The 26,799-nt window shown below is 52.4% G+C and carries 27 protein-coding genes; 22 read left to right on the plus strand and 5 right to left on the minus strand.

Annotation, left to right across the window (positions count from 1 at the left end; translation table 11 throughout):
- The first annotated feature begins 77 nt into the window (after positions 1-77).
- From PQG83_RS00730 to PQG83_RS00815, 18 genes are all read left to right on the plus strand, one after another.
- Complete coding sequence (locus PQG83_RS00730) at positions 78-251, plus strand: hypothetical protein (protein WP_312745596.1); 174 nt, start codon at positions 78-80, stop codon at positions 249-251.
- A gap of 232 nt (positions 252-483) precedes the next feature.
- On the plus strand, positions 484-933 hold the full coding sequence (locus tag PQG83_RS00735) for a response regulator (RefSeq protein ID WP_312745598.1): 450 nt from the start codon (positions 484-486) through the stop codon (positions 931-933).
- 146 nt (positions 934-1,079) lie between these two features.
- Positions 1,080-1,364 carry an RNA-binding regulator gene (gene rbp / locus PQG83_RS00740; protein WP_312745601.1) on the plus strand — a complete coding sequence of 95 codons (285 nt, stop codon included), beginning with the start codon at positions 1,080-1,082 and terminating at the stop codon, positions 1,362-1,364.
- A 142-nt stretch (positions 1,365-1,506) separates the two neighbouring features.
- Positions 1,507-1,896, plus strand: a complete 390-nt coding sequence (locus PQG83_RS00745; RefSeq protein ID WP_312745604.1) for a DUF2934 domain-containing protein — start codon at positions 1,507-1,509, stop codon at positions 1,894-1,896.
- Between the two features lie 746 nt (positions 1,897-2,642).
- Positions 2,643-3,011, plus strand: a complete 369-nt coding sequence (locus tag PQG83_RS00750) for a response regulator (protein ID WP_312745607.1) — start codon at positions 2,643-2,645, stop codon at positions 3,009-3,011.
- A 219-nt stretch (positions 3,012-3,230) separates the two neighbouring features.
- Entirely contained in the window at positions 3,231-3,608 is a 378-nt protein-coding gene (locus PQG83_RS00755) for an ArsR/SmtB family transcription factor (RefSeq protein WP_312745609.1), read from the plus strand.
- Complete coding sequence (locus PQG83_RS00760) at positions 3,605-4,084, plus strand: ArsI/CadI family heavy metal resistance metalloenzyme (protein ID WP_312745612.1); 480 nt, start codon at positions 3,605-3,607, stop codon at positions 4,082-4,084. Before PQG83_RS00755 ends, PQG83_RS00760 begins: the two co-directional genes overlap by 4 nt.
- Positions 4,077-4,499 carry an arsenate reductase ArsC gene (locus PQG83_RS00765; protein ID WP_312745615.1) on the plus strand — a complete coding sequence of 141 codons (423 nt, stop codon included), beginning with the start codon at positions 4,077-4,079 and terminating at the stop codon, positions 4,497-4,499. Before PQG83_RS00760 ends, PQG83_RS00765 begins: the two co-directional genes overlap by 8 nt.
- Positions 4,496-5,566 (plus strand): ACR3 family arsenite efflux transporter, encoded by a 1,071-nt coding sequence (arsB, locus tag PQG83_RS00770; protein ID WP_312745617.1) that lies wholly within the window; start codon positions 4,496-4,498, stop codon positions 5,564-5,566. The genes PQG83_RS00765 and arsB overlap by 4 nt, the downstream gene beginning before the upstream one ends.
- A gap of 132 nt (positions 5,567-5,698) precedes the next feature.
- Entirely contained in the window at positions 5,699-6,727 is a 1,029-nt protein-coding gene (locus tag PQG83_RS00775) for a Vgb family protein (protein ID WP_312745619.1), read from the plus strand.
- A 290-nt stretch (positions 6,728-7,017) separates the two neighbouring features.
- A complete protein-coding gene (locus PQG83_RS00780; protein WP_312745621.1) occupies positions 7,018-8,724 on the plus strand; it encodes a hypothetical protein in 1,707 nt (568 codons plus the stop codon).
- A 278-nt stretch (positions 8,725-9,002) separates the two neighbouring features.
- On the plus strand, positions 9,003-9,488 hold the full coding sequence (locus tag PQG83_RS00785; RefSeq protein WP_312745623.1) for an LEA/WHy family protein: 486 nt from the start codon (positions 9,003-9,005) through the stop codon (positions 9,486-9,488).
- A 435-nt stretch (positions 9,489-9,923) separates the two neighbouring features.
- Complete coding sequence (locus PQG83_RS00790; RefSeq protein ID WP_312745626.1) at positions 9,924-10,469, plus strand: YIP1 family protein; 546 nt, start codon at positions 9,924-9,926, stop codon at positions 10,467-10,469.
- Between the two features lie 88 nt (positions 10,470-10,557).
- The gene (locus PQG83_RS00795; RefSeq protein WP_312745628.1) at positions 10,558-11,505 is read left to right on the plus strand and encodes a glycerophosphodiester phosphodiesterase; all 948 of its coding nucleotides are present in this window, start codon (positions 10,558-10,560) and stop codon (positions 11,503-11,505) included.
- A gap of 90 nt (positions 11,506-11,595) precedes the next feature.
- Positions 11,596-12,351: an alpha/beta hydrolase gene (locus PQG83_RS00800; RefSeq protein WP_312745631.1), complete on the plus strand. Its 756-nt coding sequence runs from the start codon at positions 11,596-11,598 to the stop codon at positions 12,349-12,351.
- Between the two features lie 103 nt (positions 12,352-12,454).
- Positions 12,455-12,826 carry a DUF427 domain-containing protein gene (locus PQG83_RS00805; RefSeq protein ID WP_312745633.1) on the plus strand — a complete coding sequence of 124 codons (372 nt, stop codon included), beginning with the start codon at positions 12,455-12,457 and terminating at the stop codon, positions 12,824-12,826.
- Positions 12,827-13,028: 202 nt separating this feature from the next.
- The gene (locus PQG83_RS00810) at positions 13,029-13,352 is read left to right on the plus strand and encodes a GYD domain-containing protein (protein WP_312745635.1); all 324 of its coding nucleotides are present in this window, start codon (positions 13,029-13,031) and stop codon (positions 13,350-13,352) included.
- Between the two features lie 218 nt (positions 13,353-13,570).
- Positions 13,571-13,930 (plus strand): hypothetical protein, encoded by a 360-nt coding sequence (locus PQG83_RS00815; protein WP_312745638.1) that lies wholly within the window; start codon positions 13,571-13,573, stop codon positions 13,928-13,930.
- Between the two features lie 630 nt (positions 13,931-14,560).
- On the opposite strand, the gene ylqF is transcribed toward PQG83_RS00815, so the two are convergent.
- Genes ylqF through PQG83_RS00830 form a run of 3 tightly spaced genes read right to left on the minus strand, consistent with a single transcriptional unit; the run spans position 14,561 to position 17,285 of the window.
- Positions 14,561-15,418, minus strand: coding sequence for a ribosome biogenesis GTPase YlqF (gene ylqF / locus PQG83_RS00820; protein WP_312745640.1), 858 nt, complete (start codon positions 15,416-15,418; stop codon positions 14,561-14,563).
- Positions 15,419-15,447: 29 nt separating this feature from the next.
- A complete protein-coding gene (locus PQG83_RS00825) occupies positions 15,448-17,055 on the minus strand; it encodes a DEAD/DEAH box helicase (protein ID WP_312745642.1) in 1,608 nt (535 codons plus the stop codon).
- Between the two features lie 2 nt (positions 17,056-17,057).
- Positions 17,058-17,285, minus strand: a complete 228-nt coding sequence (locus PQG83_RS00830; RefSeq protein WP_312745645.1) for a hypothetical protein — start codon at positions 17,283-17,285, stop codon at positions 17,058-17,060.
- A gap of 939 nt (positions 17,286-18,224) precedes the next feature.
- On the opposite strand from PQG83_RS00830, the gene PQG83_RS00835 reads away from it, so the two are divergent.
- The 4 genes from PQG83_RS00835 (at position 18,225) to PQG83_RS00850 (ending at position 25,333) form a co-directional block, all read left to right on the plus strand.
- Positions 18,225-18,392 carry a hypothetical protein gene (locus PQG83_RS00835; protein ID WP_312639925.1) on the plus strand — a complete coding sequence of 56 codons (168 nt, stop codon included), beginning with the start codon at positions 18,225-18,227 and terminating at the stop codon, positions 18,390-18,392.
- A gap of 236 nt (positions 18,393-18,628) precedes the next feature.
- Entirely contained in the window at positions 18,629-20,107 is a 1,479-nt protein-coding gene (locus PQG83_RS00840; RefSeq protein WP_312745648.1) for a tetratricopeptide repeat protein, read from the plus strand.
- A gap of 906 nt (positions 20,108-21,013) precedes the next feature.
- Positions 21,014-23,887 (plus strand): PAS domain S-box protein, encoded by a 2,874-nt coding sequence (locus PQG83_RS00845; protein WP_312745650.1) that lies wholly within the window; start codon positions 21,014-21,016, stop codon positions 23,885-23,887.
- A gap of 189 nt (positions 23,888-24,076) precedes the next feature.
- Positions 24,077-25,333 (plus strand): lipase/acyltransferase domain-containing protein, encoded by a 1,257-nt coding sequence (locus PQG83_RS00850; protein ID WP_312745652.1) that lies wholly within the window; start codon positions 24,077-24,079, stop codon positions 25,331-25,333.
- A 433-nt stretch (positions 25,334-25,766) separates the two neighbouring features.
- Here the strand turns inward: PQG83_RS00850 and PQG83_RS00855 are convergent, their stop codons facing one another.
- A complete protein-coding gene (locus PQG83_RS00855) occupies positions 25,767-26,117 on the minus strand; it encodes a c-type cytochrome (protein ID WP_312745655.1) in 351 nt (116 codons plus the stop codon).
- Positions 26,118-26,278: 161 nt separating this feature from the next.
- The gene (locus PQG83_RS00860) at positions 26,279-26,719 is read right to left on the minus strand and encodes a hypothetical protein (RefSeq protein ID WP_312745656.1); all 441 of its coding nucleotides are present in this window, start codon (positions 26,717-26,719) and stop codon (positions 26,279-26,281) included.
- Between the last annotated feature and the right edge of the window lie 80 nt (positions 26,720-26,799).

The following is a 26,799-nucleotide window of genomic DNA, read 5'->3' on the forward strand; positions in this document are numbered from 1 at the left end:
AATCAACAGGAAAGATCGACGATTTGGCTCTGAGGCTCAATTAGAAAACGTCCCTGTTTTCAAGAGAAGGAAATCTGATGAATCAACTGGGTTCACTAGAAACAGGCAACTCCGTAACAATGAAAGAAGAGGCGCTGCCTGATAATCAGCAGCAATCAAGAGAATATTCTCATGCCATTCCGTCAGACAATGGTAGGGGAAAGGTTCCGAAGCGGTTCTTAATTAAACGACATGGCAGAGCGGGAACATGATCGTTCGAGCGCAGGGTGATGGTCTGACTCCATGACGGAGTCACGCTGTTGCTGTCGACTCTTGCGAAAAATTGGACAAACGTGAAGGGCATTATTGCTGTTGCCCCCCTTAGGACAGAGGTCAGAGCGAATGATGGCGAAAATCCTGCGGCAGGGAGTTCATGCCGCTTATCACGACATGATGGGCTCCAATACACAAACTCGGTAATCGAATGGAATGGGGGTCGTGAAGATGTCTGAGCAAATTCTGGTTGTTGATGACGAGACAAGCAGTGCGCGAATCATAGCCGATGCGATTGCCTGGTTGGGATTTTCCGTGGTGACTGCCTCCAATGGGCGTGAAGGGCTCACTGTGCTTGGTACCACGCCATTCGATGGCATTTTGCTGGATTTGGAGATGCCGGTCATGAATGGGTGGACCATGCTGGATGAACTGCGATGGCAGGGCTACGACGTTCCGGTCATTGTCATGTCTCAAGAAAGTAATCAAACGAAACTCCGGGATTTACTTCATGAGGGTGCCCAGGATTTTTTGGTGAAACCATTCAATCCCTATCTCTTGCTGCAGAAATCACTTCGTCATTTTTCGTGTCGAACGTCACTGGAGAAAACACCGGTCCGGGAAAACAATGGTGCCTGGCAAGCCGGTCTCTATCAAGCAAAAGGAATCCTTGTCGCATAGTGAGGGTTTTGATTTTTGTCAGAAAACATGGGATTGGAAGTGGATCTCATTCGCATGCGTGATCATGTCTTTGGCCTTGGCATTCCCCGTGTTCTTTTCTCACGTGATGTCAATTGCTCTAACCGCAACCTTTTAGGAGGAATGGTATGAATTTGAAAATGTTTGTGGGTGGATTGCCGTTTGCTATGACGGACGCTCAATTACGCGAGCTGTTCGCTCCTTACGGCGTGGTAAAGTCCGCTCAGGTGATCATGGACAAAATGACAGGGAGGTCTCGTGGCTTTGGCTTTGTGGAGATGTCTACGGACGAGGAGGTGCAGGCAGCGATTGCCGCTTGGAATGATAAGGTGTATGAGGGGAGGACCTTGCTCGTGAATGAGGCGAAGCCTCGGATGGCTCGCACAGGCAGTGGCTCCGCTCCCCGGTGGTAAGGTCGGTCATACGTGTACTGTGACCGTGGGAGTCAACAGCGTAGAGATCCGGACCCGACCCGACTAAGCCAACAACGTGTTGGCGGGCGAAATAGAAATTCATGGTGAACTTATGGCAAGCATACACACATAAAGGAGAGTTATGAGATCTCAAAAATCTGACAATGAAGAGAGTCCGTCAAAGGGATCGGCATCCCGACTTCCCAAATCCAAGATGGCGGTTCCCACGACGAAACCCAAATCCGGGAATAAAGGGAAATCACACTCGTTGGGCCAACCGGTTGAACCGCAGAATGGCGCAGGCACCATGCACTTCCCGACAGAACAATCTGTTGGCCCTTCAGAATGGGAATTGCAGGAACGAATTGCCAAGCGCTCCTATGAATTGTATGAACAACGAGGGGGCCAACATGGCAATGATCAAGCGGACTGGTTTCAGGCGGCAAAAGAGGTCTTGACTCTGAATGGCGTGGGGGAAAAGGAATGGTTTGAGAGAGAAAAATCCGGCTCTAGGGTCAACAGGGCGCGTTGAAGAATAGCGGATAACCTATCGATGGAACGGGTTTTGGGAGTGTGAGCCGGTTCAATGTCCAGGGTGATGAAGCGGCTTCCCTTCTTCACGGAGATCCCTTGGATACTCGGTTCATTGCCCCGGACATGCAGAGGTCGACATGGTGGCCATCTTGTTGATGAGTCGGATTGACTGCTCGCACTGACAGGTTTCTTTCAGCCGTTCCATCATGTCTTCTGGCACTTGCACCTGAAGCGGGCTTGTTTGCCCAACTCCCCCTTGGGCAGAACCTCCGTGTTCAGCTTGTCTAACTTCTATGGCAGGGTCTTGCCTTCCTCTCCCCCACGAGAAGCCTTGGCCCTCACATGCGTCACATCCCCCAACGATGAATACTTTTCTTATCGATCTGCAAGGGTTGAGCGGATTCAATATTGTGGTAAACGGATGAGAGGATTAATGCATGTGTAGACAGGGAGTGACAAGGCTGTGGTCCGGCCTAGGCCAGAACAAGGTCAATCCCCAAACCCATTAAGCGGCCCGAGGTTTTTTCAAATGGCGCAGGGTTAACGAATCAGAAAAGTCCTCGATGAATTGGAGGAGCAGGTGATAGGAATGGGTGGATGGGGAGGTCAATGGTGCAGAAGGCAGTAGAAAGTTCGACAAATCCCCCTATTTTTCAACAGGCCCAAAAAAACCGTGAGCCGGCCTTCAGTCGGGTCGGTCATCAGGGTAGTGGATTGGGTCGTTTACCAAGAGGGGGTGACCTGATGTCCAAAAAAACACTGATTGTTGATGATGATGAGATGAGTCGCCGATTGCTCAGGCTGGTCCTGGAATATGATGGATGCCATTGCGTGGAGGCGGAGAATGGGGCTATGGGGTTGTCTTTAATTGAATCGCAGCCTTTTGACATTATTATTCTTGATAATGCCATGCCCGTCATGACAGGCATGGAGTTTTTGAACCGATTACAACTACGACCACAAAGTCAGGATGTCCCGGTCATTATGGTTACAGGATTGCTCAACGCAGAAATCCGCGATAAAGCCATCCGCTTAGGCGTCTATGCCATCATTGGCAAGCCGTATGATTTTGGGGAGTTGCGCTCCATGGTCGCCCAGCTGTTGTGCTCTTAGCCTGCTTCGTCACAACCTCTTGAATTTTTGTCGAAAAAAGCCGGGCACCTATGGCCTTTATGATGTAGGCCATGGATGAAAGATTCCCCCAGTCCTTCCCCTGAATATTGACCCGTATTGTGATGTTCCGACAACCTGTTCAACGCATCACAAGATCCATCTCCCGCCTGCTAATGCAGACGTCTTGCTTTTTTTTAATATGTCCATTATTCTAGACATATGGAAATTAATGACGCTCTTCTGGCTTTTAATGCTTTATCTCAGGAAACGCGGCTACGAGTCTTTCGTCTGCTGGTGGAATATGGTCTGGCAGGGGTACCCGCCGGGACGTTGAGCGAGGCCCTGGCCATTCCTCATAACACCCTCTCCTTTCACCTATCGCACATGAGCAATGCGGGACTGGTCCGTTCTCACCGAAAAGGCCGATCAATTATTTACAGCGCCAACTTTGATTTTTTTACCGATCTGATTCGCTATATGGTCAAAGACTGCTGCCGCGAGGATATGGCCAGTATCCGGGACAATAAGAAAAAGAAGTGCAGCATTATTGAACTCTCGAATTGTTGCCAACCCACTCACAAGGAGGCTCATTCATGAAACGTCTTCATATCCATATCGGCGTCGAACAGTTGGAAGACGCCATCGGGTTTTACAGCAAGCTGTTTGGAGCGGAACCGGTTAAACGCAAACCGGACTATGCCAAATGGATGCTTGACGATCCCTGCGTCAATCTGGCCGTCTCCACCCGGTCATCCACGAAAGGCGTGGATCACCTGGGCATTCAGGTTGAGGAGAAACAGGAGTTGGACGAGATCAGGCAACGATTTCAAGCCGGGAATCTCGCGGTAGCCGAGGAAGGCGAGACTCTGTGTTGTTATGCTAAATCGGATAAATCCTGGGTAGTGGATCCTGCCGGAGTCCCGTGGGAAGCCTACCATACGATGGAAGACGCGGAAATTTTTTCAACTCATTCGGCGAACACGGATTCTGCCTGTTGCGAACCGTCCTTTCTGGCGAGTCCCGAGGCGAACATGCCGGTACAGGAATCCAGCGGCTGCTGTACCAATGTCTGATGAAGCCATAAAAGTTCTGGTTCTCTGTACAGGTAATTCGTGCCGCTCCATCATGGCCGAAGCCCTCATTAACCACATGGGCGAGGGACGATATCGGGCGTGGAGTGCAGGAAGTCATCCGGCCAAATACGTCCATCCGGGTTCCGTCTCGACCTTGAAACGGCATGGAATTGATCCCGGCCAGCCGTACAGCAAATCATGGGATGACATGGTTTCACAGCCTTTTGACCTGGTCATCACGGTCTGCGATCAAGCGGCCGGAGAAGCCTGCCCGATCTTTTCCGGTCACCCGCGTAAGCTGCATTGGAGTATTCCTGATCCGGGCAGGGTGATCGGTACGAAAGAAGAAATTAACGCCGCCTTTGACCAGACCTTTTTCCTGCTCAAGTCACGAATCGAAGAGGTCCTGTCATGACCGCGTCCGCCCCACGCCGTTTATCATTTCTCGACCGCTATCTCACGGGGTGGATCCTCCTCGCCATGGTAGCCGGCGTCACAATCGGCTCGGTTTTCACCGGGGCACCGGCATGGGTGAATAGCCTTACCCTTGGTACCACCAACATTCCTATCGCCATTGGCCTCATGCTCATGATGTATCCCCCGCTGGCTCGTGTGAAGTACGAAGAGCTGCCCTTGATCTTTCGTGATTGGAAAATTCTCCTCCTGTCGCTGGTGCAAAATTGGATTATCGGCCCCTTGCTCATGTTTGGGCTGGCCGTGATATTCCTCCACGATTCACCCGAATATCTGACCGGGCTCATCCTCATCGGGCTGGCGCGGTGCATTGCCATGGTGCTGGTCTGGAATCAACTCGCCGAAGGCGACAACCAATATGTGGCGGCCCTGGTGGCCTTCAACAGCCTCTTTCAATTGATCTTCTTCAGTGGATTGGCCTGGTTCTATTTGGACATCCTGCCTGCGGTATTAGGTCTGGCTGTGGAAGTCGTCGACGTCAGCTTTCAGACCATTGCCGAAAGTGTCTTCATCTATCTGGGCATTCCCTTTGTGTTCGGATTCCTTTCCCGCTGGATCGGGATCAGGCAAAAAGGCCGCGAGTGGTATGAACGGGGGTTTCTCCCGAAGATTGCTCCTCTTACGCTGATGGCACTGCTGTTCACGATCTTTGCCATGTTTACGCTCAAAGGCGGCATGGTGCTCAGTCTCCCCGGGGATGTGGTTCGCATTGCTCTACCACTCATTCTCTACTTCGTCATCATGTTTCTTGTCAGCTTTAGTATGGGCAAACTCATCGGGGCCGGTTATGGCAAAACCACGGCGACCTCCTTCACGGCAGCCAGCAATAATTTTGAACTGGCCATCGCCGTGGCCATCGCTGCATTCGGCCTGGGATCGTCCGTTGCGTTTGCCACGGTCATCGGACCTTTAGTTGAAGTGCCGGTACTCTTAGCTCTCGTCCATGTCGCGTTCTGGTTAAAAAAGAAATGGTTTGCCCGAGACCAGGTCTCCGTTCTCCTTCCCTGAGCCATCAAGTCCATACGGCCTGTCCGGCCATTCGTTGATTGCCTAATAATTTCAGACATGCCAACATATGCACATCCGTATGCAGATGAGACTCTGGAACGCGTCATCGAGGGTCATCCAAAGAGGAGAACCATGGTGTATCGACTCCACCAAACAAGCACATTCGTCTTTGGGCTGATCATGCCACTGGTTCTTTCCGGATGCACCAATCATCCCACAAAAGCCGAAGCTGCCTCCCTCAAGCCGGTGGAGATTAAAGAATGGCAGGTGCCTTGGGACCAGACGAGACCGCGTGATCCGTATGTGGATCAGCAAAATCGCGTATGGTTCGTGGGGCAGGGAGGAGATTACATTGCCGTGCTGGACCCTGAGCTCGGGCAGTTTCATCAATTCACACTGGATCCCGGCACCGGTCCGCACAATCTGATTGTGGATAAGGAGGGTCAGGTCTGGTATGCCGGAAACCGCGCGGCCCACATCGGCAAACTCGATCCGGGCACCGGAAAGATCATCAAGTATCCCATGCCCGATCCAAAAGCCCACGATCCCCATACTCTGGTGTTTGGCCATGATCATGACATCTGGTTTACGGTACAACAGGGGAATTTCGTGGGGCATCTGGATATGGCCACCGGAATGATTCAACTCATGCCGCTCCCCACCCCACAAGCTCGCCCCTACGGCATGGTCCTGGATCCCACCCATTCCCCATGGTTTACTGAATTCGGGACCAACAAGTTGGGGATGGTAGATCGAGCGACTCAGACCGTTCGAGAAATTCCGCTTTCACGGACCGAAACACGACCACGACGCCTGGCGGTGACCTCTGACGGTGTCATTTGGTATGTGGATTATGCCGAAGGGTATCTTGGATCTTACAACGCCAAAACAGGCGACATTCAGGAATGGTTGGCGCCGGGAGCAGCCGATGCCAAACCATACGGGATGACTGTCGATAATCAGGACCGGGTGTGGTTTGTGGAAACCGGCGCGCATCCTAATCGCCTCGTCGGATTCGATACACGAACCCACAGGTTCATGAGTCTGACGGATATCCCCAGCGGGGGCGGAAGCGTCCGTCATATGGTCTATCATCACCCGACCAAATCCATTTGGTTCGGGACGGATGCCAACACCATCGGTCGCGCCAAGGTTCCCTAGACCAGTCACCGACATTTAGCCAACATGAGAACACCCAATGATGCCATCATACGATTGTCATCCTGAGCCTCCCGGCGAAGGATCTGTGCCAGGATGGAGTCGCAAAGGTTGAGCAAAATCTATAGTTTCCCTGCACGGATGCATATTATGAGAGGTTCCCCATTTAGCAGACTGTATGTGATAGGCGAGCCTCAAGCATTGATCAAGATCTTGCATGCAAAAATGATAAGGTGAAAAAAGCATCATTAGCAGAGCAATGACGGGCCGCCGTCATTAACCAAGGAGTTGGCATGTCCTTCAAGTTGTATTTGTCGAAATATGCGCCGGGACGATCCTGTCTCCGGTACTTCCTCATCGCCATCTTCGTCATGGCACTTCCCCAGTTAAGCCTTGGCGAGATGGACGACGCGTCGTCTTCATTGGAGGAGAGTGCGGCATTCGGTCAATTGGGAAGTATTGAATTTCCCGCATCAGGATCTACAGAAGCCCATCCCCATTTTCTACGGGGTGTCGCGGCCCTGCATTCGTTCTGGTATGAGGAAGCCATCGATGCGTTTCGTCGGGCGACCACGATTGATCCAGATTTTGTGATGGGATATTGGGGTGAGGCGATGGCGCATAATCACCCCGTCTGGAGTGAAGAAAACGTTGAAGCGGCACAGGCGGCGCTGGGGAAAGTTTCCGATACGGCGTCCGTAACCGTCAGAGAGCATCAGTATCTCCAGGCCGTGAACACATTATTTGGTGAGGGAGACAAGTTTGCCCGCGACCAGGCGTATGCGGCTCGAATGGAAAGCCTTGCCAGTGAGTATCCCGAAGATCTGGAAGCCACCTGCTTCTATGCCCTGTCCCTGCTCGGGTTGGCTATCCATTATGATGAAAAGCCGGACCTTCAGGAGAAATATCGCGTCCAGGCTGGTGCCTTGGCCTTAGGGGTGTATGGAGTAAATCCCAATCATCCGTGCGCCGCGCATTACACCATTCATGCATTTGACGATCCGATCCACGCCATCCTGGCCCTTCCTCAAGCCCGTCGGTATGCCAAAATTGCTCCGGAAGCGCATCATGCCCAACATATGCCGGCCCATATATTTGTTCAACTGGGTATGTGGGACCAGGCAGCGGCCTCCAACAAAGCCGGATGGAAAGTTTCACAGTCCTGGGTTAAGGACAAGCAGTTGCCATTATCGCTTCAGGATTATCACAGCCTGTACTGGTTGCAGTATGCCTATCTCCAACAAGGCCGATACAACGCCGCCGCAGCCCTGATATTGGAGAAACAGCAGGATATGGCGCAATCGTCTTCCGGCGAACAGACACCGGTCCTTGGCTATGACCGCAAGGTCTGGCGGAATTACGATCAGATGGTGGCTGCCTTTATTATAGAAACCGAACGATGGGAGCTAGCAGATCAGGCGTGGAACGTGAATGACTATCGCTTTGGGGATGAGTCGCCATCGATGGCCGTCTATATCCGCGAATTCGCGCAGAACATGGCCACGCTGAGAAATCAATCAGTTGCTCACCGGGTACACCCTGGTTTAGGTTCGCCGGTCCCCGAGCCTTCCACGCAGTCAACTGAACCGGTTACCGGACAAATTTGGAAATTGCAGCTTGCCGCGTTGAAACATCTCATCAACGGCGACCATTCACAGGCCGTACGCATGCTTGATCAGGCCACCGCCCTGGAAGAATCCCTCCCGCCTCCTTCCGGCCCACCCGATCTCATCAAGCCCACCCATGAATTGTATGGCGAAATACTGTTGGGCATCGACCGGCCCAAAGAGGCGCAACAACAATTTGAACGATCGCTCTTATGGCATCCCAATCGGGCACGTTCACTTCTGGGTCTGGCACGGGCGGCAGCTCAACTGGGCCATATTCAGGCGACTCGTCAAGCCTATAGCAATTTTCTCAACATATGGAATCAGGCCGATTCGGATCTCCCCGAGGTGAAGGAAGCCAGGCAGTTCATTCAACAAGCTGTCCAGCAATAATCCTTGCATGGGTCATTCCCGACATTTGCAATCGGGAATCAATCGTCTCTGACTGAATCATGCCCGCTATTCTCTGGCGGAAAGGTATCTAGTTATCGAAGAAATGGGAACATAAGACTGGCGACTGTTTGTAGGATGCGCCCTGCGACTCTAACATGCTGGTCCACGTGGGCACTGTCTGTGGAAGATGGTCGATGGGTTCTTAAGAGTGATGGCCAGGAATGATGGGGATTTTCATCGCTTTGTCCTTCCAGGTTGAGGTATGATTCTTTATGGTGATGAAACGACTTTCTCTCGTATTCCCTTTCCTGTGTGGAATCTTTTTTCTTATCGGGTGCACTTCTCTTCCGGCTTTGTCTGTTCAGCCTGAGTCGCCGGAAGTTCTGCTGGTCAATATCACTCCATTAGACGCCACGATGTTTGAACAGCGTTTGCAAGTTGACTTGCGTGTTCGGAATCCCAATGATTTTGATCTGGAGGTGACCGGCCTTGATTTCACCCTGCACCTTAATGATCAACGACTGGCCCGTGGCCTGACCAATAAGGCTTCGACTATTCCGAGACTGGGGGATGCCGTCATTTCCGTCGAGACCACGACCTCCACACTCGATGTGATACGACAACTCCTTCAACTCTCACAACGTCAGGAAGTCTCCTACCAGGTCGACGGCGTTCTCTATAGCCAAGGTACCCGCTTACCCTTTGAAAACAAGGGAATGTTGCTTGACACCAACGAAATCTCCGGCTCATCTCCCGGTTCCTGAATGAGCATGGTCTCTCCCCTTACGGGGATCGCCTCTCCTGAATTTCTATAAGCCAGCCTATTTCCCACTACCTTCAATACGTGCGACATCAGAATTTGAAGTGAGGATCGAATTTCCCGAACCCCACTTAGTAAGGGGAGTGTTGAATAATAATTTTCAAGGACATAGTGACCCACAGGCACGTTGCCTATTAGAGGCCCCGGGGCGGTTCAAAAAAGTTCGTCCAGCAAGGCCGCAGTCATTTTGGCGCGCGGAGCGTACTTCCAGTACGTGAGCACGGAGAAATGGCGAGAACGCCGCTGGCGGCTTTTTTCAACCGTCCCTAAAGAGGAAACACAATTTTTACCCACAATTGCTTGTGGTCTTCCTACTCGGGCACAATCTCTTTCGATTGCCATGACATTTATCCCAAGTCAGGGAAAGGAGATAGACCATATGAGTCTGTTTGTTGATCGGATGGTACGTGCGGCTAAACTCGATGTTCATCTCTATGAAGAGGTGGAAGCAGATAGACGTTCGATGGGCCAGGCGATGGGCGTCGTGCTGTTATCCAGCCTGGCCGGTGGTATCGGGTTTATGCAGGAGGCCGGTCTGGTGGGACTGGTCATTGGTACGGTCGGGGCCCTGCTCGGATGGTATGTGTGGGCATTCATGACCTACCTCATCGGCACGAAACTTCTTCCCGAACCGCAAACCCGCGCGGATCATGGTGAACTCCTACGGACGATCGGCTTTTCCAGTGCCCCTGGCCTCATTCGAGTGTTCGGCATTATCCCGGGCCTGAGCGGGTTTGTGAATCTTTTGGCCGGTGTATGGATGCTCGTGGCCATGATCATTGCGGTGCGACAAGCCTTGGATTATCAGAGTACCTACCGCGCCATTGGGGTGTGTCTTATTGGATGGATTATTCAGGCAGTCCTGCTTGCGGTGCTAGTGACGACGCTGGGCGGGGTGCCTGAACTCATGCTGGAGCAACCGTGATCTCTCTTAATAGATCTTTTGCCAATGATTGGCTGTCTCGAGGTGTGTGATGACATGCACCTGGTCCCATACGAAGCCAAGGCTAGCTATGTGGCGATTCTACGGAGGCGCACTCGCCGGCCTGACTCTCTGGCTGGGCTGTGCTTCGTCGCCGTCCGGAATTCCTCCAGTTTCCTGTGAGGTCCCTCACCTACAGACGGCGGATCTTCCTGACCGAGGGATCTCCGCTCACCGCGGGGGGCAGTTGGGATGTCCTGTGAACACGAACGGTGCTTTTCAGCGGGCAATCTGCCTTGGCGTTCACCAGATTGAACTGGATGTGCGATCCACTGCGGATGCCGTGCTTGTTGTTTCACATGATGACCGCGTGACAGACGGGCAGGGGCGAACGCTGCGCATTTCCAAGTCGACTCTCGGCGAAGTCCAGAGCCTGCAGCTCGAGCCGTGTGCAGGCGAGGAGGCCGGACAGCGTATTCCCACATTTGAAGAGACTCTTGCCATGATGCCGCACAATATCTGGATCAATGTGGATATCAAACAAAACGATCCCCTGGTCGGGAGGCTCGTTGCCGAGACGGTCGCCAACGCCCAACGCTTCAATCAGGTTATTTTCGGCGCGCGTGACCATACCGGTCCGGCCGTGCGCCGCGTGGCAGTGAAGGCCGACGAGGAGAGCTGGGTCGTTAATATGAGCCGGGAGATCTTTCGCTTCCAGTATGTTGACACCACTATTCATTCCTGTGATGAGTTCATCCAGCTGTCCTTTCTTCGTGGGCGGCCCGGCGTCGAGACCATTGATCAACTGAAGCAGGCAGGAATCCGTGTGAACTATTCATGGCTCCGGGATGAAGACGAAAGGGAGCTCCGACAAGACCTGAGTGATCTGTTCGTCCGTGGGGTGGATTTTGTATTGGTCGATCATGTCGGGCAGGCCATGAAAGGGGCATGCGCTTTGGGAATCACTCCGATAGTTCCGCACTGGAATGGTACTACTCCCTTCACCTGTAGCGAGCCTCCTCGCTACGCACCCGAATGATGATAATTCCCCCTCTTACTGTGGATCATCCCATTCACGTTCTTCAAGAGCACTTCCATTTCTTATTCACCTGACAGCACAGGGAACATAATGAATCAATCAACCCGATTTGAAATTCCCGGAGCGGACTCTAAACGCATTGTCGGTGACCGCCTTTCCGGGCAGGAACGACAATTGCTTTTTGTGACCGGTTTTCTTTCCAAGCGGTGGGGCAATAAAAGCAAGGCTCTGGCCGATTTGTGTAAAGAGCGAGGCTGGGGGTTTTGCTGTTTTGACTTTCGTGGTAATGGCGAATCAGAGGGCGGATTCGCCGACTATAGTTTGTTTGATTGGCTTGCAGATGCGCGATGCGTGACAACGATGTTGGCCGATGGTCCGCCCGTGACCATTATCGGATCATCCTTAGGTGGCTGGCTGGCATGGCTCCTTGGACAGGAATTTTCTCACGTGCAACAATTGGTGCTCCTGGCTCCGGCGTTTAATATGATGGGAAAACGCGCGCAGGATATTTCTCCTGAACGACGCCAACGCTGGCAGGAGACCGGATGGATGCCCTGGGATGATGAGGCCTTGCATAAAGACTTTCCGCTCTCGTGGAAATGGGTGGAAGAAAGCGAGGCGTTATGGGCCGGACGATTGGATTCACCCAAGAGGGTGCCCACGCGCATTGTGCATGGACTTCAGGACGTGGTAATCCTTCCAAAAGGCAGCTGGGAATTTACTGAACACCTGCTTACACATGATCCTCAATTTCCTATCGAATTGCTTTTGAAGACCGGGGATCATCGGTTTAGCAGCCCTGCTAATCTTCAGACATTCCTGGATGTTGCACAACAGCCTCAGTAGGAAGCCGGATCATGCTTTTTTTACCAACAGAGATTGTCTGCCACCGCTTTTCACCGCTGAGGCTTCTGTCGGAATTTTTAAACCCAGGAAAGGAATGATCACCATGACTGCGCAAAGCCATCCTCATGCCATTACCATTACGCCCAATCCGAATCGGGTTAAGGTGACCTTTAACGGGACGGTCATTGCCGATACCAGGCGAGCCCTGACATTGCGGGAGGGACCTGTGCCACCGGCTCAATACCTCCCGCGTGAAGATGTGACGATGTCCTGCCTTCGCCCCACGACTCATTCCACGCACTGCCCTTTTAAAGGGGACGCGTCGTATTTCAGCGTGAGCGTGAATGGCAAAACTGCCGAGAATGCCGTCTGGACGTATGAGACGCCCTTAGCTTCTGTGGCCGACATCAAGGATTACGTGGCTTTTTATCCAGAGAAGATGGATGCCATTGAGGAGCTTACTCCCGCCTCATAATGTTTAAGGATTAAACCCTTTGGGATAGAATGCGGTTTTTTCCATACTACAATGACATCATGTTCCCAAAAGTCGCCCGTGGTCTTTGCCAGGCAATGAGAGCAAGGCTGTTTTTTTTTGTCTCTTTCAATTAGGATAGTTGTATCTCGTCTCCAGGACAGAACATTTTCATCAATATTCACTTTTTCCGGGGAGGTATATCATGCCGATCTATGTGAGTTTAGTGAATTTTACCCATGACGGGCTGATGACCATGAGGGCCAAGGGTGTGCAGCGGTCGGATATGGTAAAGAAAAATGTCGAATCCTTGGGCGGGAAAATGCTGCATGCCTTTTATTGCCTGGGGGAATATGATGTGGTGGCCATTTTAGAGTTTCCTAATAATCGCGCCGCCATGAAGGCCGGTGTGCTGAATGCCTCAATGGGACATATTCGCATTAAGACAATGCCGGCCGTATCCCGCGATGAGTGGAAATCGGTCCTGAGTGAAACGTGGGGCAAACCCAAAAAGAAGAAGCGAGGGTGACCTGCTCTTCAACTCATGTGGCATCGAGCCGGGCAATACGTGATTTCTCTGATCTCCAAGGGTGAGGCCTAGATTGCCTTCCATTGCGGATCCGTTTCATGGCATGCTCGTGGTTGAGCAGCGAGGCCTTTTGCCCTCACTTTCATGAGACCTTGAGAGCATACTTGTCGGTGATCACCGTTGACGAACAGATTCATCCTGTCGGAAGGAGGTATCTTATGGGGCCAACGAAAGCTGTCGTAAAGGATTGTGGGATCTATGATGCGAAAACCGGGGATTTGATTAAGGATGGGTTTCCTACCCCTGAGTCGATCCAGGATTATGCTGCTCATCATTATTTAGTGCTCCCTGTGGTCAATAAAGACTGTCAACCGTGGTTGCTTGATGGCCAACCGATTTTTTGCTTACGTGGCACCCGCTATGAAAACATTAAGGACGAAGTATTGCATCTGGCGCGATGTCCGGACTGTGGCGGTATGGGTATCCGGGATGATGAACCGGTCGTTGAATCCGATTGCATCCGGTGCGTGTCTTGCGGCCATGAGTTTGATACCCGCTTGGAGATGATGGAAAGTTAGAGCGAGGTGTTCGTCCGCGATCCAGTAATGGTTCCTAAGTGTAATCTGATTTCGCCCGGGACGATCATGTTGAATTGCGATTGCCATGAAGGTCACAGGAGACCACTTCGTCTCAGACAATTCGCCTTTGGCTTGATGAGACTCCCGTCTGTTCAATTCTCTGATGATGCTATTTCCCTCCGAACGTGCATTCAGCCAGGCCCTCCACATTTTCTCTTGGATATGACTCACACTGATCTTTGGTGGAATGCCAGTCCTCTCGGTAGATTAGCGGGTATCTCGAATGTCCGGAGATATAACCGCCCCATCCCATTGCCGGAGAAAAGATATGCCCAATGCGAAACGGGAAAAGCCCTGCTATTTATGTAAAGAAGCAGGGTCGGAAAGCCTGAGTTATTTGGTGTGCATACAATGCTCCCGGCATTTTTGTCGTCTTCATGGTGACCCGCAAATGGATGAATGTATTAAATGCCTTGAAGGCAACGAAGAAACCTAGAGGGGGCAGTTGAAAAAAGCCGGGCTTTCACCATAGCTGGACCTGAAGAGGGCTTCGAAAAGTTTGTGGTGAGCGGGGCAGGGTGCGCAGTACGAACAGGGGTTATACCCCTAAGCCCGTAATGCAATCTGACATTAGAGGCGAGCGTCCCGAGTTTCCGGCGTCTCCAGGCTAATCCGGCCCAGCGTGCCATTGCGGAATTCCGTCAAGAGAATTTTCGCCGCTTTTTCCCGATCCAATTCTCCGCCCTTTCCTTTCCGCAGACAGCCGCGTTTTGTGGCGATGGCTTCCAGGACGCCCGTACTATCCAGTCCGTCTGTGAGGAAGCCATAGCGTTTCGTCAGCAAAGTCGGGTAGCGCGCGAGAAGGATGGTGACAAGAAACTCGGCGATTTCTTCCTCGACCATCACCTTGGCGGTGACGGCATGGATGGTTGCGAGCATGAGGCCCACATGGGGGTCTTCGATTTTTGGCCACAAGAGGCCGGGTGAGTCAATGAGCGTCATGTGGTCGTTCAGGGTGTGGCGTTGCTGGACTTTCGTCACGGCAGGTTCGTTGCCGACTTTTGCGAGACGGCGTTTGAGCAGGCTATTCATGAGCGTGGATTTGCCGACGTTGGGGATGCCCATGATCAGCATGCGAAGCGGCTTGCTGGCGCTGTGACGATGCGGGGCCAGGAGCTGACAAAGCCCGGGCACTTTGGCGGCCTGGCCGGCCTGGTGACAGGAGAGGGCGACGGCATTGACGTCTGGTTCCCGGTTGAATTCGTTCAACCAGGCTTGAGTGACGGCGGGGTCGGCGAGATCGGCTTTGTTGAGCACCTTCAAGCAGGGACGCTGGCGGTGCAGCCGCAGTTCCGTGATCAACGGGTTGCTGCTGGCGTCCGGCATGCGCGCATCCAGTATTTCGACGAGGACATCGATGGCCTCCATCGCTTTGGCCGCTTCCTTGCGCGCGACATTCATGTGGCCGGGAAACCATTGTATGGACATAGGGAAGGGGCTTCCTGGTAAAAATGACCTCAGAGCGGATAGATCTTATGGACCCATTGCATGACTTTATGGAGTTCCGATTCGGTCATGGCGGCACGGGATTTCCGAAACTTCGAATAGACGGCCCGATTGACCGTCCCATGAGACAGTTTCCGCGATTGCTCGTGCGCACGGACATGCTGTTCGATTTTTTTTCGCAATCGATCTAATCGTTCTTTCGGGGTCTCCTGGTGCATTTCTGTTTGGCCCTGTGTCGCCAGGTTCGCCCACAGCCCTTGATTGCGCATTTCAAGAACGCCGGACCGTAGGGGTTGGATACTTGATTCCGCCCGCTCCGTTGGGAGAAGGCCCTGGGCATCGGGGTATGTCCCTTCTCCGGGGACCTGTGTCGATGAGGGGCTGTCGGCGATTGCGGTTGTGCGTTGGGCCAGAATGTATCCCAGGCATTCCCGGAATGGCCGGTCGTCCGGAGCGTAGATATAGGCCCGTTGCTCGGCATAAGGTCCCGCCAGCGGATCCATGCGTGTGGCTCGATGAACGACCTGTTCGATCCATGGCTTGGTCCGGATATGGGTCAAGCAGATAAGATGGGTAATGGCCGGCACATCCAAACCTTCATAGGCCATGGCCACCGTAATCAGGCAATCCACGGCTCCGCTACCCTGTCGTTTAAACGCTTTGATGGCTTGATAGGCTGCCGTGGAATCCTCACTCGTGGCAATTCTGGCCGGCACACCTCGTTCCTGGAGCCAGGCCGTATACTTTTGCGCCTGCTCAATGTTCGCGGCCACCACCAGCAGCTTCGAGCGGGAATGGGTGGTGCGATGTACCTGCCAGTCTTTCACGCCCGTGCTCAAGAGTTCCAGGGCTGCTTCCGTCTTCAGCGCCGTCAGGAGTGCTGCTGCCGTCTGCTTTCCGGCGTGCGCCAGACTTTCGACATGGTGCTCGGTTCCCTGAGCGTCCAACCAGGTTGCCTGACAGTTCGCGTAATGGACGGTCAAATCAATACAGGCATGTTCCCGCAACGCATCGGCTAAGGTGTAGTGGATGACGGCTCGGGATTTCGTGCTGTCCCAGTCAAGCCGGTTTCCCCGGTCGGTGGTGGAATACGGCAGAAAGGCTATCGGTGTGCCTTCACCACGTTCGAAGGTTCCGCTCATCAACACTCGCAGAACCGCCCGGTCATAAAGGGGCTGAATCGCCTCATGCCATAGTCCGCCCTCTTCGAGATGATGCGGTTCATCCAGAACGAGGATATACCGCTTGCGGCGGAATTCTTTGGCGTTGATCTTGCGGGTATCGGCAGCCAGGGCCTGATAGGTTGTGACATAGGCCGCACATCCTCTTGTTGGATGTTCCTGGTTGGTGGTCATCATGGCTTCCAGCCGATGGCCTAAGAGAGCCCGGTGACTGGGATCCTGGAAACCTCGCGCACCCTGATCCTGTAAGACGCTACGCGGGACAATCCAGCATAGGGCGTCGGCAATGGCTGGAATCAAGCGGGACGCCAGTATCTGAGGCAGCAGGCTTTTGCCTCCACCGGGTGTAACAGCACAGACAATGTCTGTCAGTCCTCGCCCGCTTAAAATGTGGTCGCAGATGTCCGCTAATTCCTTCTGGTGCCGCCGTAGCTCCATACTTATCCCTCGGCCATCTCCAATGGCGTCCTGGGATGCTCAGGGATTCGACGGGCTTTGTTGCCCTTTTGGGATGGAGGAACCGGCGATTTTGAGCGATTACTCGCACTCACGGGATCCTCAATGTTTCCGCATTGGAGGCAACGGTCCATGAGGACTAACTGACTGCTGCCCTCTCTATCATAGACGGACTCTTTCACAATCAGTCCACCGCATCGCTTACAGGCCATAAAGAACTTCCTTTCTTCAAAAAAAGACATGTGTTGTGACAGGGTGGTGCCTCATGTTGTTCGAGTCCTTCCCTGAGATCTTCCCTGATCTGATGTCGGGCATTCCCGACGACTGAAGCCCGAAATCACTCCTAATTAAGAAACAGGCGACCGGTACCAAGGGACAAAGCGGTACCGGAAGGTTTTCTTGTTCCCCATTCCTCTGTGAATCATTGAGAAAATTGCAATTGATGCTTGTGAAATGCACATGGAGAGCGAAGCGGTTTTCTCTCTCTTAGGGATCCAACAGTTGATGGCATGAACCCGGAAATAATGGGTCAGTGTCACGCTCTTTGCCGGCATGTGGCCATACTCATAAAGGCCACCGTAGGGGAATTACCTGATCTGTAGCAATTTCTGCCTTTGCCTTTCGTGAATATTTTTAAAATAAGTAAGAACTTTTCCAAACAGGGACCATTTCAGGATGGGTAGACATACCCAAAATGTCGACAATTTGCAATCGAATAATGACGCGCTGCCTGAAAAATTACGCGATCCGTAGGATCGCAATCCCACATACATTCCGCAGAAGGCCAGAGATGCCTTTGGGGGTAGGGGTCAGATTGTAAACCCATCCTCTGCAGGAGGCCAAGACCCCTGGGAATTTTCCCCCTCCATCCTGTAGAAGGAGTAGAAGTGTCAAAGGTTCGTGAAACATTGCCAGAGGGTTCGATCATGCGGTAGGCTCCCCCTCCCTGTTACGGATCAGCGTCCGCTCCCCTCGTCATTGCGAGATGCACGCCCTCCCTGACATCCATGTCAATTGTATGAAGATGGTCTAAGGCCACTCTTGGCCAACGCACTGAAATCCTTGGCGCCGTGTCTGTGTCTTCCGCGCGTGGCTTGTGCGCCCGATGTCTTGAGATTCTTTGAAAAGATTGCCCTGTAAGGAGAAGATTGATGCCAAAAGCGAAACGAGAAAAGAATTGTTATGTGTGTGAAAATGCGGATTTAATTCGAATGAGTTTTATGACCTGCCGGCAATGCGCCCGTCATTTTTGTAGCCGTCATGGTGACCCAAAATTGGATGAATGTACCAATTGTCTTGAGGGTGATGAGGAAACCTAGACTGGTTTACCAAGCGATAAGTTAATGTTGAATCTCATCGTAACATTATTCCTCAGATGAAAAGTCCGGGGCCATATGCCCTGGCACGGAAGGTCTCGCCTGCGAGCTGAGTTTTTTTTGCAAGTGTTCAAAATTATGTGCGTTTCCCCGGTGTCCTGAGGGGGCGAGGCCCCCCCTGGCATAGATCATCCGGTTGATCTACAATAAAGTTCGCTCTCAGTTGGGAGGACGCCGTGATGGTCGCTCCCGTTTATGTTCCCCAAGGCGGTGTGGCTGATGGCCGCTTGTTTGCGGTACGGGGATTTCCTATAGCCTGCGTGCCTCTTTCAGTTCTTTCTCTTTTCCTATTTTCAATTTTCCCCTGTTTCCGATCTGCTTCTCCGACGGTTCTCCGCACAATCCTCAGACTCGGTCTCCTGTTAAGTCTGGGACAGGTTTTCCTGTTGGTGCCTGGCAATCTCCAGGCGACAGAATTCTTTCCCAATCTTTCGCAGGCTCATCTCGAGCACGGGCAGCATCTGCTAAACCGCGGAAATCTGGATGAGGCCCTTTCGGCGTTTCAGTCCGCCATCACCCTGGCTCCTGATAATGCCGACGCACACTATAACGCGGCTTATGTGTTGGGACGAAAAGGCTTTACGGAGAGTGCCATTCATGCTTACCGTGAGGCGGTCCGGTTACTTCCCGAGGACTCCCGTTCTGCTGATGCCTATGTCAATCTGGCCTACGCGCTTGAGCAGGCTGGTGATCTTGACCAGGCCATTCTTGCCTGGCGCTCCGCATTGCGATTAAATCCGGCACAGGTCCCTGCTCAACGCAATCTTGAATTAGCCCTCAGGCACAAACACCAGGTTGACCGTGTTGTCGCGGCGTGGCAGGAGACGGCCAGGTTACACCCTGACGAAGCGCTGATTCATGCCAGCCTTGGGACGGCGTTAGGGCAATCGGGAGATGTTGAGGGGGAAATTCAGGCATGGCGGGAAGCGATTCGTCTCCAACCCGATCAGGCCATGGCCTATGTGGGCCTCGGCATCGCGCTGGGACAGAAAGAAAATCTGACGGGAGAAATTGCCGCCTATCAGGAAGCGATCAGGCGACAGCCCGATGACCAGGATATCGCCCCGGCATATTTTAATCTGGCCTATGCCCTTGGGAAAACCGGTCGATTCGAAGAGGCCGTCAGCGCCTGGCGGAAGGCCATTCAACTCAGGCATGGTGCCGAGGTTCATGGCCGGCTGGAGTGGTTGATCGGAAAGCGGGACTTGGTCGATCACATGATTTCTGCCTGGAAGAACGTGATCCGTCAGCGCCCAGACGATGCCGGAGCATGGATGCGCCTGGGGCTTGCTCTCGGTCAGAAAGACGACCTTGAAGGGGAGTTAGCGGCTTATCGCCATGCCATCGGTCTGCACCCCTCCGGGTCCATTCTTGGTGAGGCCTATGGTTATTTGGGTGATGCCTTGACCCGAAGCGGGGCTTGGCAGGAAGCAGTCGAAGTCTACCAGACACTTGTCGACCTTCGTCCCGATGATTCCCATTCGAAACACCGCTTGAGTGCCGCTCGCCGACAGTTGGGTCTCGCCTTCCTCAAACACGGGGCCTTGGACCGGGCAATTCAAGAACTGCGATTGACCTTACAACTCAACCCGAACGATGAACAGGCGAAAACAGCGCTCACCGATGCATTAGACAGGAAGGAGGCTCATCGGGACTGAGTCATGTCTCCGTGACCGGTCTCAATGCCAAAAAACTTCGAGCTTTCACCTCACCCCTGAGTTCAATCGTCTTTCCTGCCATATTTTGTGCGCCGGGAGCGTTGAAAAAATTTCCCCAGCGGCGTTTACTGCCTTTGCCGGATTGGCTAACCGTAGGCAGGTCGCCCGTGTGTCATATTCGCCCATTCACCTGTACGATCCGGCTACCAAAAAGTGTCGCCTCTAGCGAACGTCACAAACAATATTGCGGCCTAGTTGGACGAGCCCTTTTTCCCCCCTCATTGCTCTTTATGACCATGCCATAATATAGCTGGGCTTAAAACTGATGGAAATTTGAATTATTCAATGGTTCCACACTCAAATCGTTTCCTGACTCCCGTCTTTGATCTGTTCTATTCTCTCAGCTAGAGAAGGTGAAGTGTACAGCGCTTCTATGAAGTTCCCCATCGCATGGTCAATTCTTTTAATCTGTAGGCGTAAACACAAGGGTAGTCAGAACACTTATGGCAAAAAAAAATAGACGGATATCTCAACTGTCTTGACGGATTGTGGTAGTCGGGTTTCCCTGATCAACACAGATTGTGTTTAAAGGGGGGAACATTTACAATGACCGCGCTTACCCCATTGGAAAGGTCACTGGGCATTGTTTCAAGATCACCTGATCTATGTGCCTGTGACAATATTCTGAAAGGACATTTCCGGAGTACGGCCAGGTTCCTGTAGGAAGCATAAGCCATGGATTGTACTCTACAGTATTTCCTCTCTCTCCAATTCTGGCAGTCCTTCACTTCCCATTTTCCTAAAACATTTGACTCTTTCTTGTCATTATTTGCCGGACGTATCGTCTGGGAAAGTCTGTCGAGATGAACCCGTACAAGCTCCCGACTGTAAGGGCCAGGTTTGCCCGTGAGTGAAGAACATTTCCGCAAAATTATTGAGGGAGTGGGAATTTCCATCTGGGAGGAAGATTTCAGCCACGTCAAAATGTTGGTCGATGCCCTTGCTGCCGAAGGCGTGCGAGATTTTCGTCGCTATTTTGTTGAACATCCGGATGTGGTGGAACGGGCCATTGGGCTTGTTCGCATTCTTGATGTGAACCCGGCTTCGGTCAGGATGTTTGGTGCGACAAGCCGTGGGGAACTTTTGCAATCGCTTCATCAGATTTTCCTGCCGGAGACCCGCCAGGTGTTTTTTGAGGAATTGGTCAGCATTGCTGAACATCAACAGTTTTTTGAATCGGAAACGGTCCTGAAAACGCTACGGGGTGACCGTCTCCATGCCTTGCTCACCATCACCTTCCCTCCCCCCGATCAATCGTTTGATCGCATAGTGGTAACCCTGACGGACATTACGAAACGCAAACGTGCGGAAGAAGCTCTGCGCGAAAGCGAGGAGCGTTACCGCTCGCTGACGGCGGCGATCACGTCTTTAGTCTGGACCACCGATGCCAAGGGCCGGTTTGTAACCCCTCAACCGGGGTGGACTGCCTATACCGGCCAGGCCTGGGAACAATTGCGGGAATACGGTTGGAATGAGGCTACTCATCCCGATGACCGGGAGACCATTCAACGCGTCTGGAATGCAGCCTGCATTTCTGAAACGTCCTTTGAATTCTCCGGGCGGTTGTGGCATGCCTCAAGCCATGCCTATCGTCATGTCGAAACACGGGGTGTGCCGATCCGGAATGCGGACGGTACGGTGCGGGAATGGATCGGTAAATGCCTTGACGTGGAAGACCGTACACAAGCCGAAAAAGCCCTGCAGGAGAGCGAACATCGATTCAGCAAATTCATGCGACATCTGCCCGGCCTAGCCTGGATCAAGGATTTGCAGGGACATTATGTATACGCCAATGAGACTGCGGAACTGGTGTTTCAGACTCCGCGGGAGCGGCTCTATGGAAGAACCGATAAGGAAATATTTCCTCAGGACGTCGCTGACCAATTTAAAGAAAACGACCGGCAGGCGTTAATCAGCGAAACGGGTGTGCAGGTGGTTGAGACGCTCAAGCATCAGGATGGGGTGCTCCATCATGCGATTGTGAGCAAATTTCCCATACTGGGGGCCGATGGGCGACCGGTCCTGATCGGCGGAATGGCTATTGACATTACCGCGCGGAAGCAGGCTGAGCAGTTGCTCCTGGAAAGCGAAAGTGAGGCGCGCCGTCTTTTAGCGCTGAATCAGACAATCATGATGAATATGGGGGAGGGTCTGTACACCCTCGACTCCCAGGGTCTCGTCACCTATGTGAATCCGGAGGCAGAGCGATTATTGGGATGGACGTCCGGAGAATTACTTGGTCGCTCGATGCACCAGATGGCACATTACCAGTATCCGGACGGTTCACCATTTCCGATAGAAGAATGCGCGGGTTTTCAAGTTTTACGCAACGGCAAAGTCTTGAGAGACTTCGAAGATACCTTCATCAGAAAAGACGGGAGCTATTTTCCGGTGTCCTATTCCTCCTCACCCCTGCGTGACCAGAATGGCAAGATTGCAGGTATCGTCATCGTTTTTCAGGATATTTCCGAGCGGAAGCAGGCTGAGGAGAATTTGCGACGTTGGAAGGATGAATTGGAAGTCCGTGTGCAAACACGAACCGGAGAGTTGCTGTCTTCCAAGAATCGCTTGCGTTCATTGGCCGCTCAACTCAGTTTGACCGAAGAGCACCAGCGTCGAAAACTGGCGAGAGATTTGCATGATTATCTCGTTCAATTGCTGGTGGTGGGAAGAATGAAATTACATGAATTAAAGGAGAATGTGTCCCTCCCGCCTGAGGCGGAGGTGCTGACCGGGGAAGTGGAGGACGTGCTGCAGCAGGCCTTGACCTATTCGCGAACGACCATCGCGGAATTGAGTCCTCCCGCCTTGCATGAAACCGGTTTGGCGGAATCATTGAAGTGGCTGGCTGAAATAATGGAAAAACATGGTCTACGGGTAAAGGTCCACACCAGTGACTATGAGGCTATCCCTCTGTCCGAGGATCGGGTAATCCTGTTGTTTCAGTCGTTACGCGAATTATTATTTAATGTGCTCAAGCATGCCGGCGTGGATGAGGCGACAGTTCGGATGTCCTCGGGACAGGTCGGCAAGGTGTGCATTGCGGTGGAGGATCACGGAAAGGGACTGCAAGTTGGGGCGATGCAGCAAGCCATGGAACCCGGCCATCTGGGTTTGTTTGCGGTACAGGAGCGGATGGAGGCGATGGGAGGGAGAGTGGAATTCACTTCGGCTCCGGGAAAGGGCACTTCTGTCCGGTTGGTGTTGCCGATTCACGGGTCTCCAGGAGAGATTGACACGGAATCGCCGCGCGAAAGAAAAATTACACAGTCGCCCGGATCGGAACACACGGCCGTCAATCCACAATGCGAAGAGGTCGCTAGCATCGGACAGACTACAGTACAACCACGGATCCGGGTGATGTTAGTCGACGACCATGTGATGTTTCGAAAAGGAATGCAGAAATTACTGGAGCGATATCCGGATGTCGAAATTGTGGGAGAGGCCAATGATGGAGAGGAAGCGGTGAGGGTGGTCCCTCAGCTCATGCCGGATGTCGTGGTGATGGATAACAATATGCCCAAACTCAACGGCATTGACGCCACAAGACGGATTTGCCGCGAATGGCCGGCTATTAAGGTCATTGGTTTGTCCATGTACGATGAGAAAGAGATTCGGGCGGCGATGCTCGATGCCGGCGCGGTCGATTATCTGCAGAAAAATGGCACCGTCACGGAACTGTACCAAGCTATCTGTGCTCTGTTCCCACAGCCGACATGACGCGTTGGATGAGCTGAATCCTGGTGCAAAGGCCATCAACGACAACCTTACCTCATGGTGGTTCTCACCATCGTTCACACCGGCCTCCTGCTTGTAGTCCACACTCGGTAATCCTCTTCTATCCAGGTTCTTTTCGCCATGAATGGACCGCTGGTTCCCCCTATACGTAGGCGAAATATCAAATTCTTCATGAAATGTCTGCCGGTATTCATGGGGATCATGATGTTGTCAGGCTGTAGCCTGAACTCAGTTCCCACGCCTGATCATACCGGGAACGTCGATTCAGCAGTCATTGTCGTACCCGGCTATTATGGGACGCAGTTGGTTCGAGAGTCGGATGGCAGTCTGGTGTTTATTACGCTCAGCCAGGTGCTGTTTGGAGATCAGTCGTTGACCATTCCTGTACCCGGCTTGGGCTTTCAAAAAACGATTGATCTGCAACCTGAGGGCATCTTTGAGGCATTTCGCGTCGTCCCGCTTGTCTATTCCATTGATGTGTATGGCTCCCTCCTGGACCGACTACGGGTTTCCAAACCTAGGGGCGGGGAGGTAATTCCCTTTACCTATGATTGGCGGGGGGACCTCATGCATGCCGTCAGAAGCTTTGATGGCCTTATCCGCAGACTTCGGGATCAAGGCAAGAAAGATATTTCTGTTGTTGCCCATAGTATGGGTGGCCTGATTGTCAGCTACTATTTACGGTATGGCACACAGAATATTGACACTGCCGTGGAGACCTGGGAAGGAGCAGGGGAGATCAGCCGCGTGGTGATGGCCGGGGTGCCATTCCTTGGAGCCATGAACTCGTTTCGAAACATGAACTATGGGGCGACCTTCGGTTGGAACTCCTCTCTGCTCAGCTACGAGGCTTATGCGTCTTTCCCGGCCAGTTACTATCTTTTACCGATTGCCGAGTCTGATGAACTGCTTACTCCGGAACTGAAGCTCTTGCACGGGGTGATAAGAAATGCCGGACAGTGGCAACAGTCCGAATGGGGGCTGCTCAAGAATAAACAAACCTTATCCAAAGAAGTCATTGATGGGCGGGCCGCCTACCTGTCCTTTTGGCTTCGTCGATCGGAACAGTTTTTGGAACGGCTTCACGCACCTCTCTCTACGCCAAGCCCACATCAACCCTCCCTTCTGTACCTGTATGCGACAGGCACATCGACCTTGGCCAAAGGGGTGTGGACGGGAAACCCTGGGAAGGGCCCTGATTCCCTGTTGTTTGAGGATCCCGACTTGGTAGCCGCAGGTTCTGCAGGGAATCATCCCACTGTCTATGCGGATGGAGATGGAACGGTGACGGTGTCATCCGCTTGGCTTCCGGCAGCCTATCGTCAGAGCTTTCAGCCCACCATACGGGACTATGAAGTTGGACATACCGAATTGGTCACGACCCCGGATATCCAAGACGATATCATAAAATTCCTCGATAGACGGTAAAGGCAAACCTCCCCCTGAATAATAGATGCAGGGCTCATTATTGTGTGGTTGAGTATGCGTGGAAAAACTTTGTGACCAACTGAGAATTCTCAAACATAACTTTTTGGCATAGGAATTATTCGTGGCCTTGTATCTTTCTCTGGATCCGAAACCGGGGGCTCCCTTACGGGCCTTCTGGCTTTAGCTGTCGGAAGCAGGATTGCGGGTAATCTGATGATGCTTGCTGCGGCCAGGAATGTGATGATTCCCAGCGGGCGGAGCAAAAAGGGTACACCTTGAGTTTCAGGACTTTTGCCTGGATCGAAGTGCCGTTGACGATTCTCCAAAGGCTGGTCTATGCCGTGTATGTTGAATGGGGTGTGGGGTAGGAGAGTGTTGCAAAAAACTCCATCACCCGCTTCATGCGTTACAGCGATGCTGTGCGGCAAAACGTTTACGGTGAGAGTGCACGGATGTAATGCACCAGGTCCAGGACCTGTTCATCGGTGAAGGTGTCCGCCCAGCCATGCATTTCGCCTCCCCCTTTTTTGATCATAGAAAAGAGTTCCTGGTTGGATTTGTTCTGTGTCATTTGCGAGGTCAAATTGGCAGGATCCTGTTCCAGGAAAGGACGTAGGACGCCTCTCCCGTCCCTCTGAGGACCATGACAATCTTGACAATATTGTTGGAAGAGCGCTTTGCCGGGTTGGGCCTCCTCTTCCATAGCTAGAGCCTGGAGAAAGGGTATCAGGCTCATGATCGTCGAGATGAGGATCGCGCCCACAGATGAGTGTAAAGGTTTCATGTGGATTAAAATCAAGATAAAGGGTTCAGAGCCCCACATCTTTAAAAACCTTAGGGGCCTATCCATCGTCACCCCCCAGTGGCCTCCTTGCCATTTGGCACCTCTTGTTCCACCGGGAACCTTTTTGCTGTTGATCAATACTGATCCGCTGCGTTTAGGGTCTATTCCTTTTTCTGGATGAGCACCGCGGACCGTACCGCACCGCCACCGGTCTCCACATTCACAAAAATTATTCCTGTGGAAAGGTTGTCGGGCGCCGTTGCTTCTATTCTATCATTTCCCTTGAGGGTGAAATCCTTCGCATTTTCGTACCCGAATGTGACCGAGTGCAGGCATTCTTTTTTTTGCCCAAAATCTTCTCCAATGATGACCACTTTAGCACCTGCCTGAAATTCATCGGGTTCAATTTTTGTAATTTTTGGCCGGCGACTTGGGTCGCAAACCGGATCCGCCTTGATTGTTTCTTCACTAGAGACCGAAGGTGATTCGGTGGTAGCCATTTGGGAGGGAAGGCCTGATTGGGCTTTTGCTTCGGTCATCCAGAGGATGTCGAATCCGGTAAGGGGTCCCATCATGATAAGGAGTAGAATTGTAAGTCTCATAAGAATTCCTCTCTGGTATAAAAATGAGAAACAAGCCATACCTACTTCAAGGATGGTGTATTTAACCCTGAGTGAATCCC

Source organism: Candidatus Nitrospira neomarina (assembly GCF_032051675.1).
In the GTDB taxonomy this organism is placed as follows: Bacteria; Nitrospirota; Nitrospiria; order Nitrospirales; family UBA8639; genus Nitrospira_E; species Nitrospira_E neomarina.

Coding starts and splice junctions, on each gene's coding strand:
- PQG83_RS00730 (WP_312745596.1), top strand. CDS start 78: ATGAATCAACTGGGTTCACTAGAAACAGGCAACTCCGTAACAATGAAA.
- PQG83_RS00735 (WP_312745598.1), top strand. CDS start 484: ATGTCTGAGCAAATTCTGGTTGTTGATGACGAGACAAGCAGTGCGCGA.
- rbp (WP_312745601.1), top strand. CDS start 1,080: ATGAATTTGAAAATGTTTGTGGGTGGATTGCCGTTTGCTATGACGGAC.
- PQG83_RS00745 (WP_312745604.1), top strand. CDS start 1,507: ATGAGATCTCAAAAATCTGACAATGAAGAGAGTCCGTCAAAGGGATCG.
- PQG83_RS00750 (WP_312745607.1), top strand. CDS start 2,643: ATGTCCAAAAAAACACTGATTGTTGATGATGATGAGATGAGTCGCCGA.
- PQG83_RS00755 (WP_312745609.1), top strand. CDS start 3,231: ATGGAAATTAATGACGCTCTTCTGGCTTTTAATGCTTTATCTCAGGAA.
- PQG83_RS00760 (WP_312745612.1), top strand. CDS start 3,605: ATGAAACGTCTTCATATCCATATCGGCGTCGAACAGTTGGAAGACGCC.
- PQG83_RS00765 (WP_312745615.1), top strand. CDS start 4,077: ATGTCTGATGAAGCCATAAAAGTTCTGGTTCTCTGTACAGGTAATTCG.
- arsB (WP_312745617.1), top strand. CDS start 4,496: ATGACCGCGTCCGCCCCACGCCGTTTATCATTTCTCGACCGCTATCTC.
- PQG83_RS00775 (WP_312745619.1), top strand. CDS start 5,699: ATGGTGTATCGACTCCACCAAACAAGCACATTCGTCTTTGGGCTGATC.
- PQG83_RS00780 (WP_312745621.1), top strand. CDS start 7,018: ATGTCCTTCAAGTTGTATTTGTCGAAATATGCGCCGGGACGATCCTGT.
- PQG83_RS00785 (WP_312745623.1), top strand. CDS start 9,003: ATGAAACGACTTTCTCTCGTATTCCCTTTCCTGTGTGGAATCTTTTTT.
- PQG83_RS00790 (WP_312745626.1), top strand. CDS start 9,924: ATGAGTCTGTTTGTTGATCGGATGGTACGTGCGGCTAAACTCGATGTT.
- PQG83_RS00795 (WP_312745628.1), top strand. CDS start 10,558: ATGTGGCGATTCTACGGAGGCGCACTCGCCGGCCTGACTCTCTGGCTG.
- PQG83_RS00800 (WP_312745631.1), top strand. CDS start 11,596: ATGAATCAATCAACCCGATTTGAAATTCCCGGAGCGGACTCTAAACGC.
- PQG83_RS00805 (WP_312745633.1), top strand. CDS start 12,455: ATGACTGCGCAAAGCCATCCTCATGCCATTACCATTACGCCCAATCCG.
- PQG83_RS00810 (WP_312745635.1), top strand. CDS start 13,029: ATGCCGATCTATGTGAGTTTAGTGAATTTTACCCATGACGGGCTGATG.
- PQG83_RS00815 (WP_312745638.1), top strand. CDS start 13,571: ATGGGGCCAACGAAAGCTGTCGTAAAGGATTGTGGGATCTATGATGCG.
- ylqF (WP_312745640.1), bottom strand. CDS start 15,418: ATGTCCATACAATGGTTTCCCGGCCACATGAATGTCGCGCGCAAGGAA.
- PQG83_RS00825 (WP_312745642.1), bottom strand. CDS start 17,055: ATGGAGCTACGGCGGCACCAGAAGGAATTAGCGGACATCTGCGACCAC.
- PQG83_RS00830 (WP_312745645.1), bottom strand. CDS start 17,285: ATGGCCTGTAAGCGATGCGGTGGACTGATTGTGAAAGAGTCCGTCTAT.
- PQG83_RS00835 (WP_312639925.1), top strand. CDS start 18,225: ATGCCAAAAGCGAAACGAGAAAAGAATTGTTATGTGTGTGAAAATGCG.
- PQG83_RS00840 (WP_312745648.1), top strand. CDS start 18,629: ATGGTCGCTCCCGTTTATGTTCCCCAAGGCGGTGTGGCTGATGGCCGC.
- PQG83_RS00850 (WP_312745652.1), top strand. CDS start 24,077: ATGAAATGTCTGCCGGTATTCATGGGGATCATGATGTTGTCAGGCTGT.
- PQG83_RS00855 (WP_312745655.1), bottom strand. CDS start 26,117: ATGAAACCTTTACACTCATCTGTGGGCGCGATCCTCATCTCGACGATC.
- PQG83_RS00860 (WP_312745656.1), bottom strand. CDS start 26,719: ATGAGACTTACAATTCTACTCCTTATCATGATGGGACCCCTTACCGGA.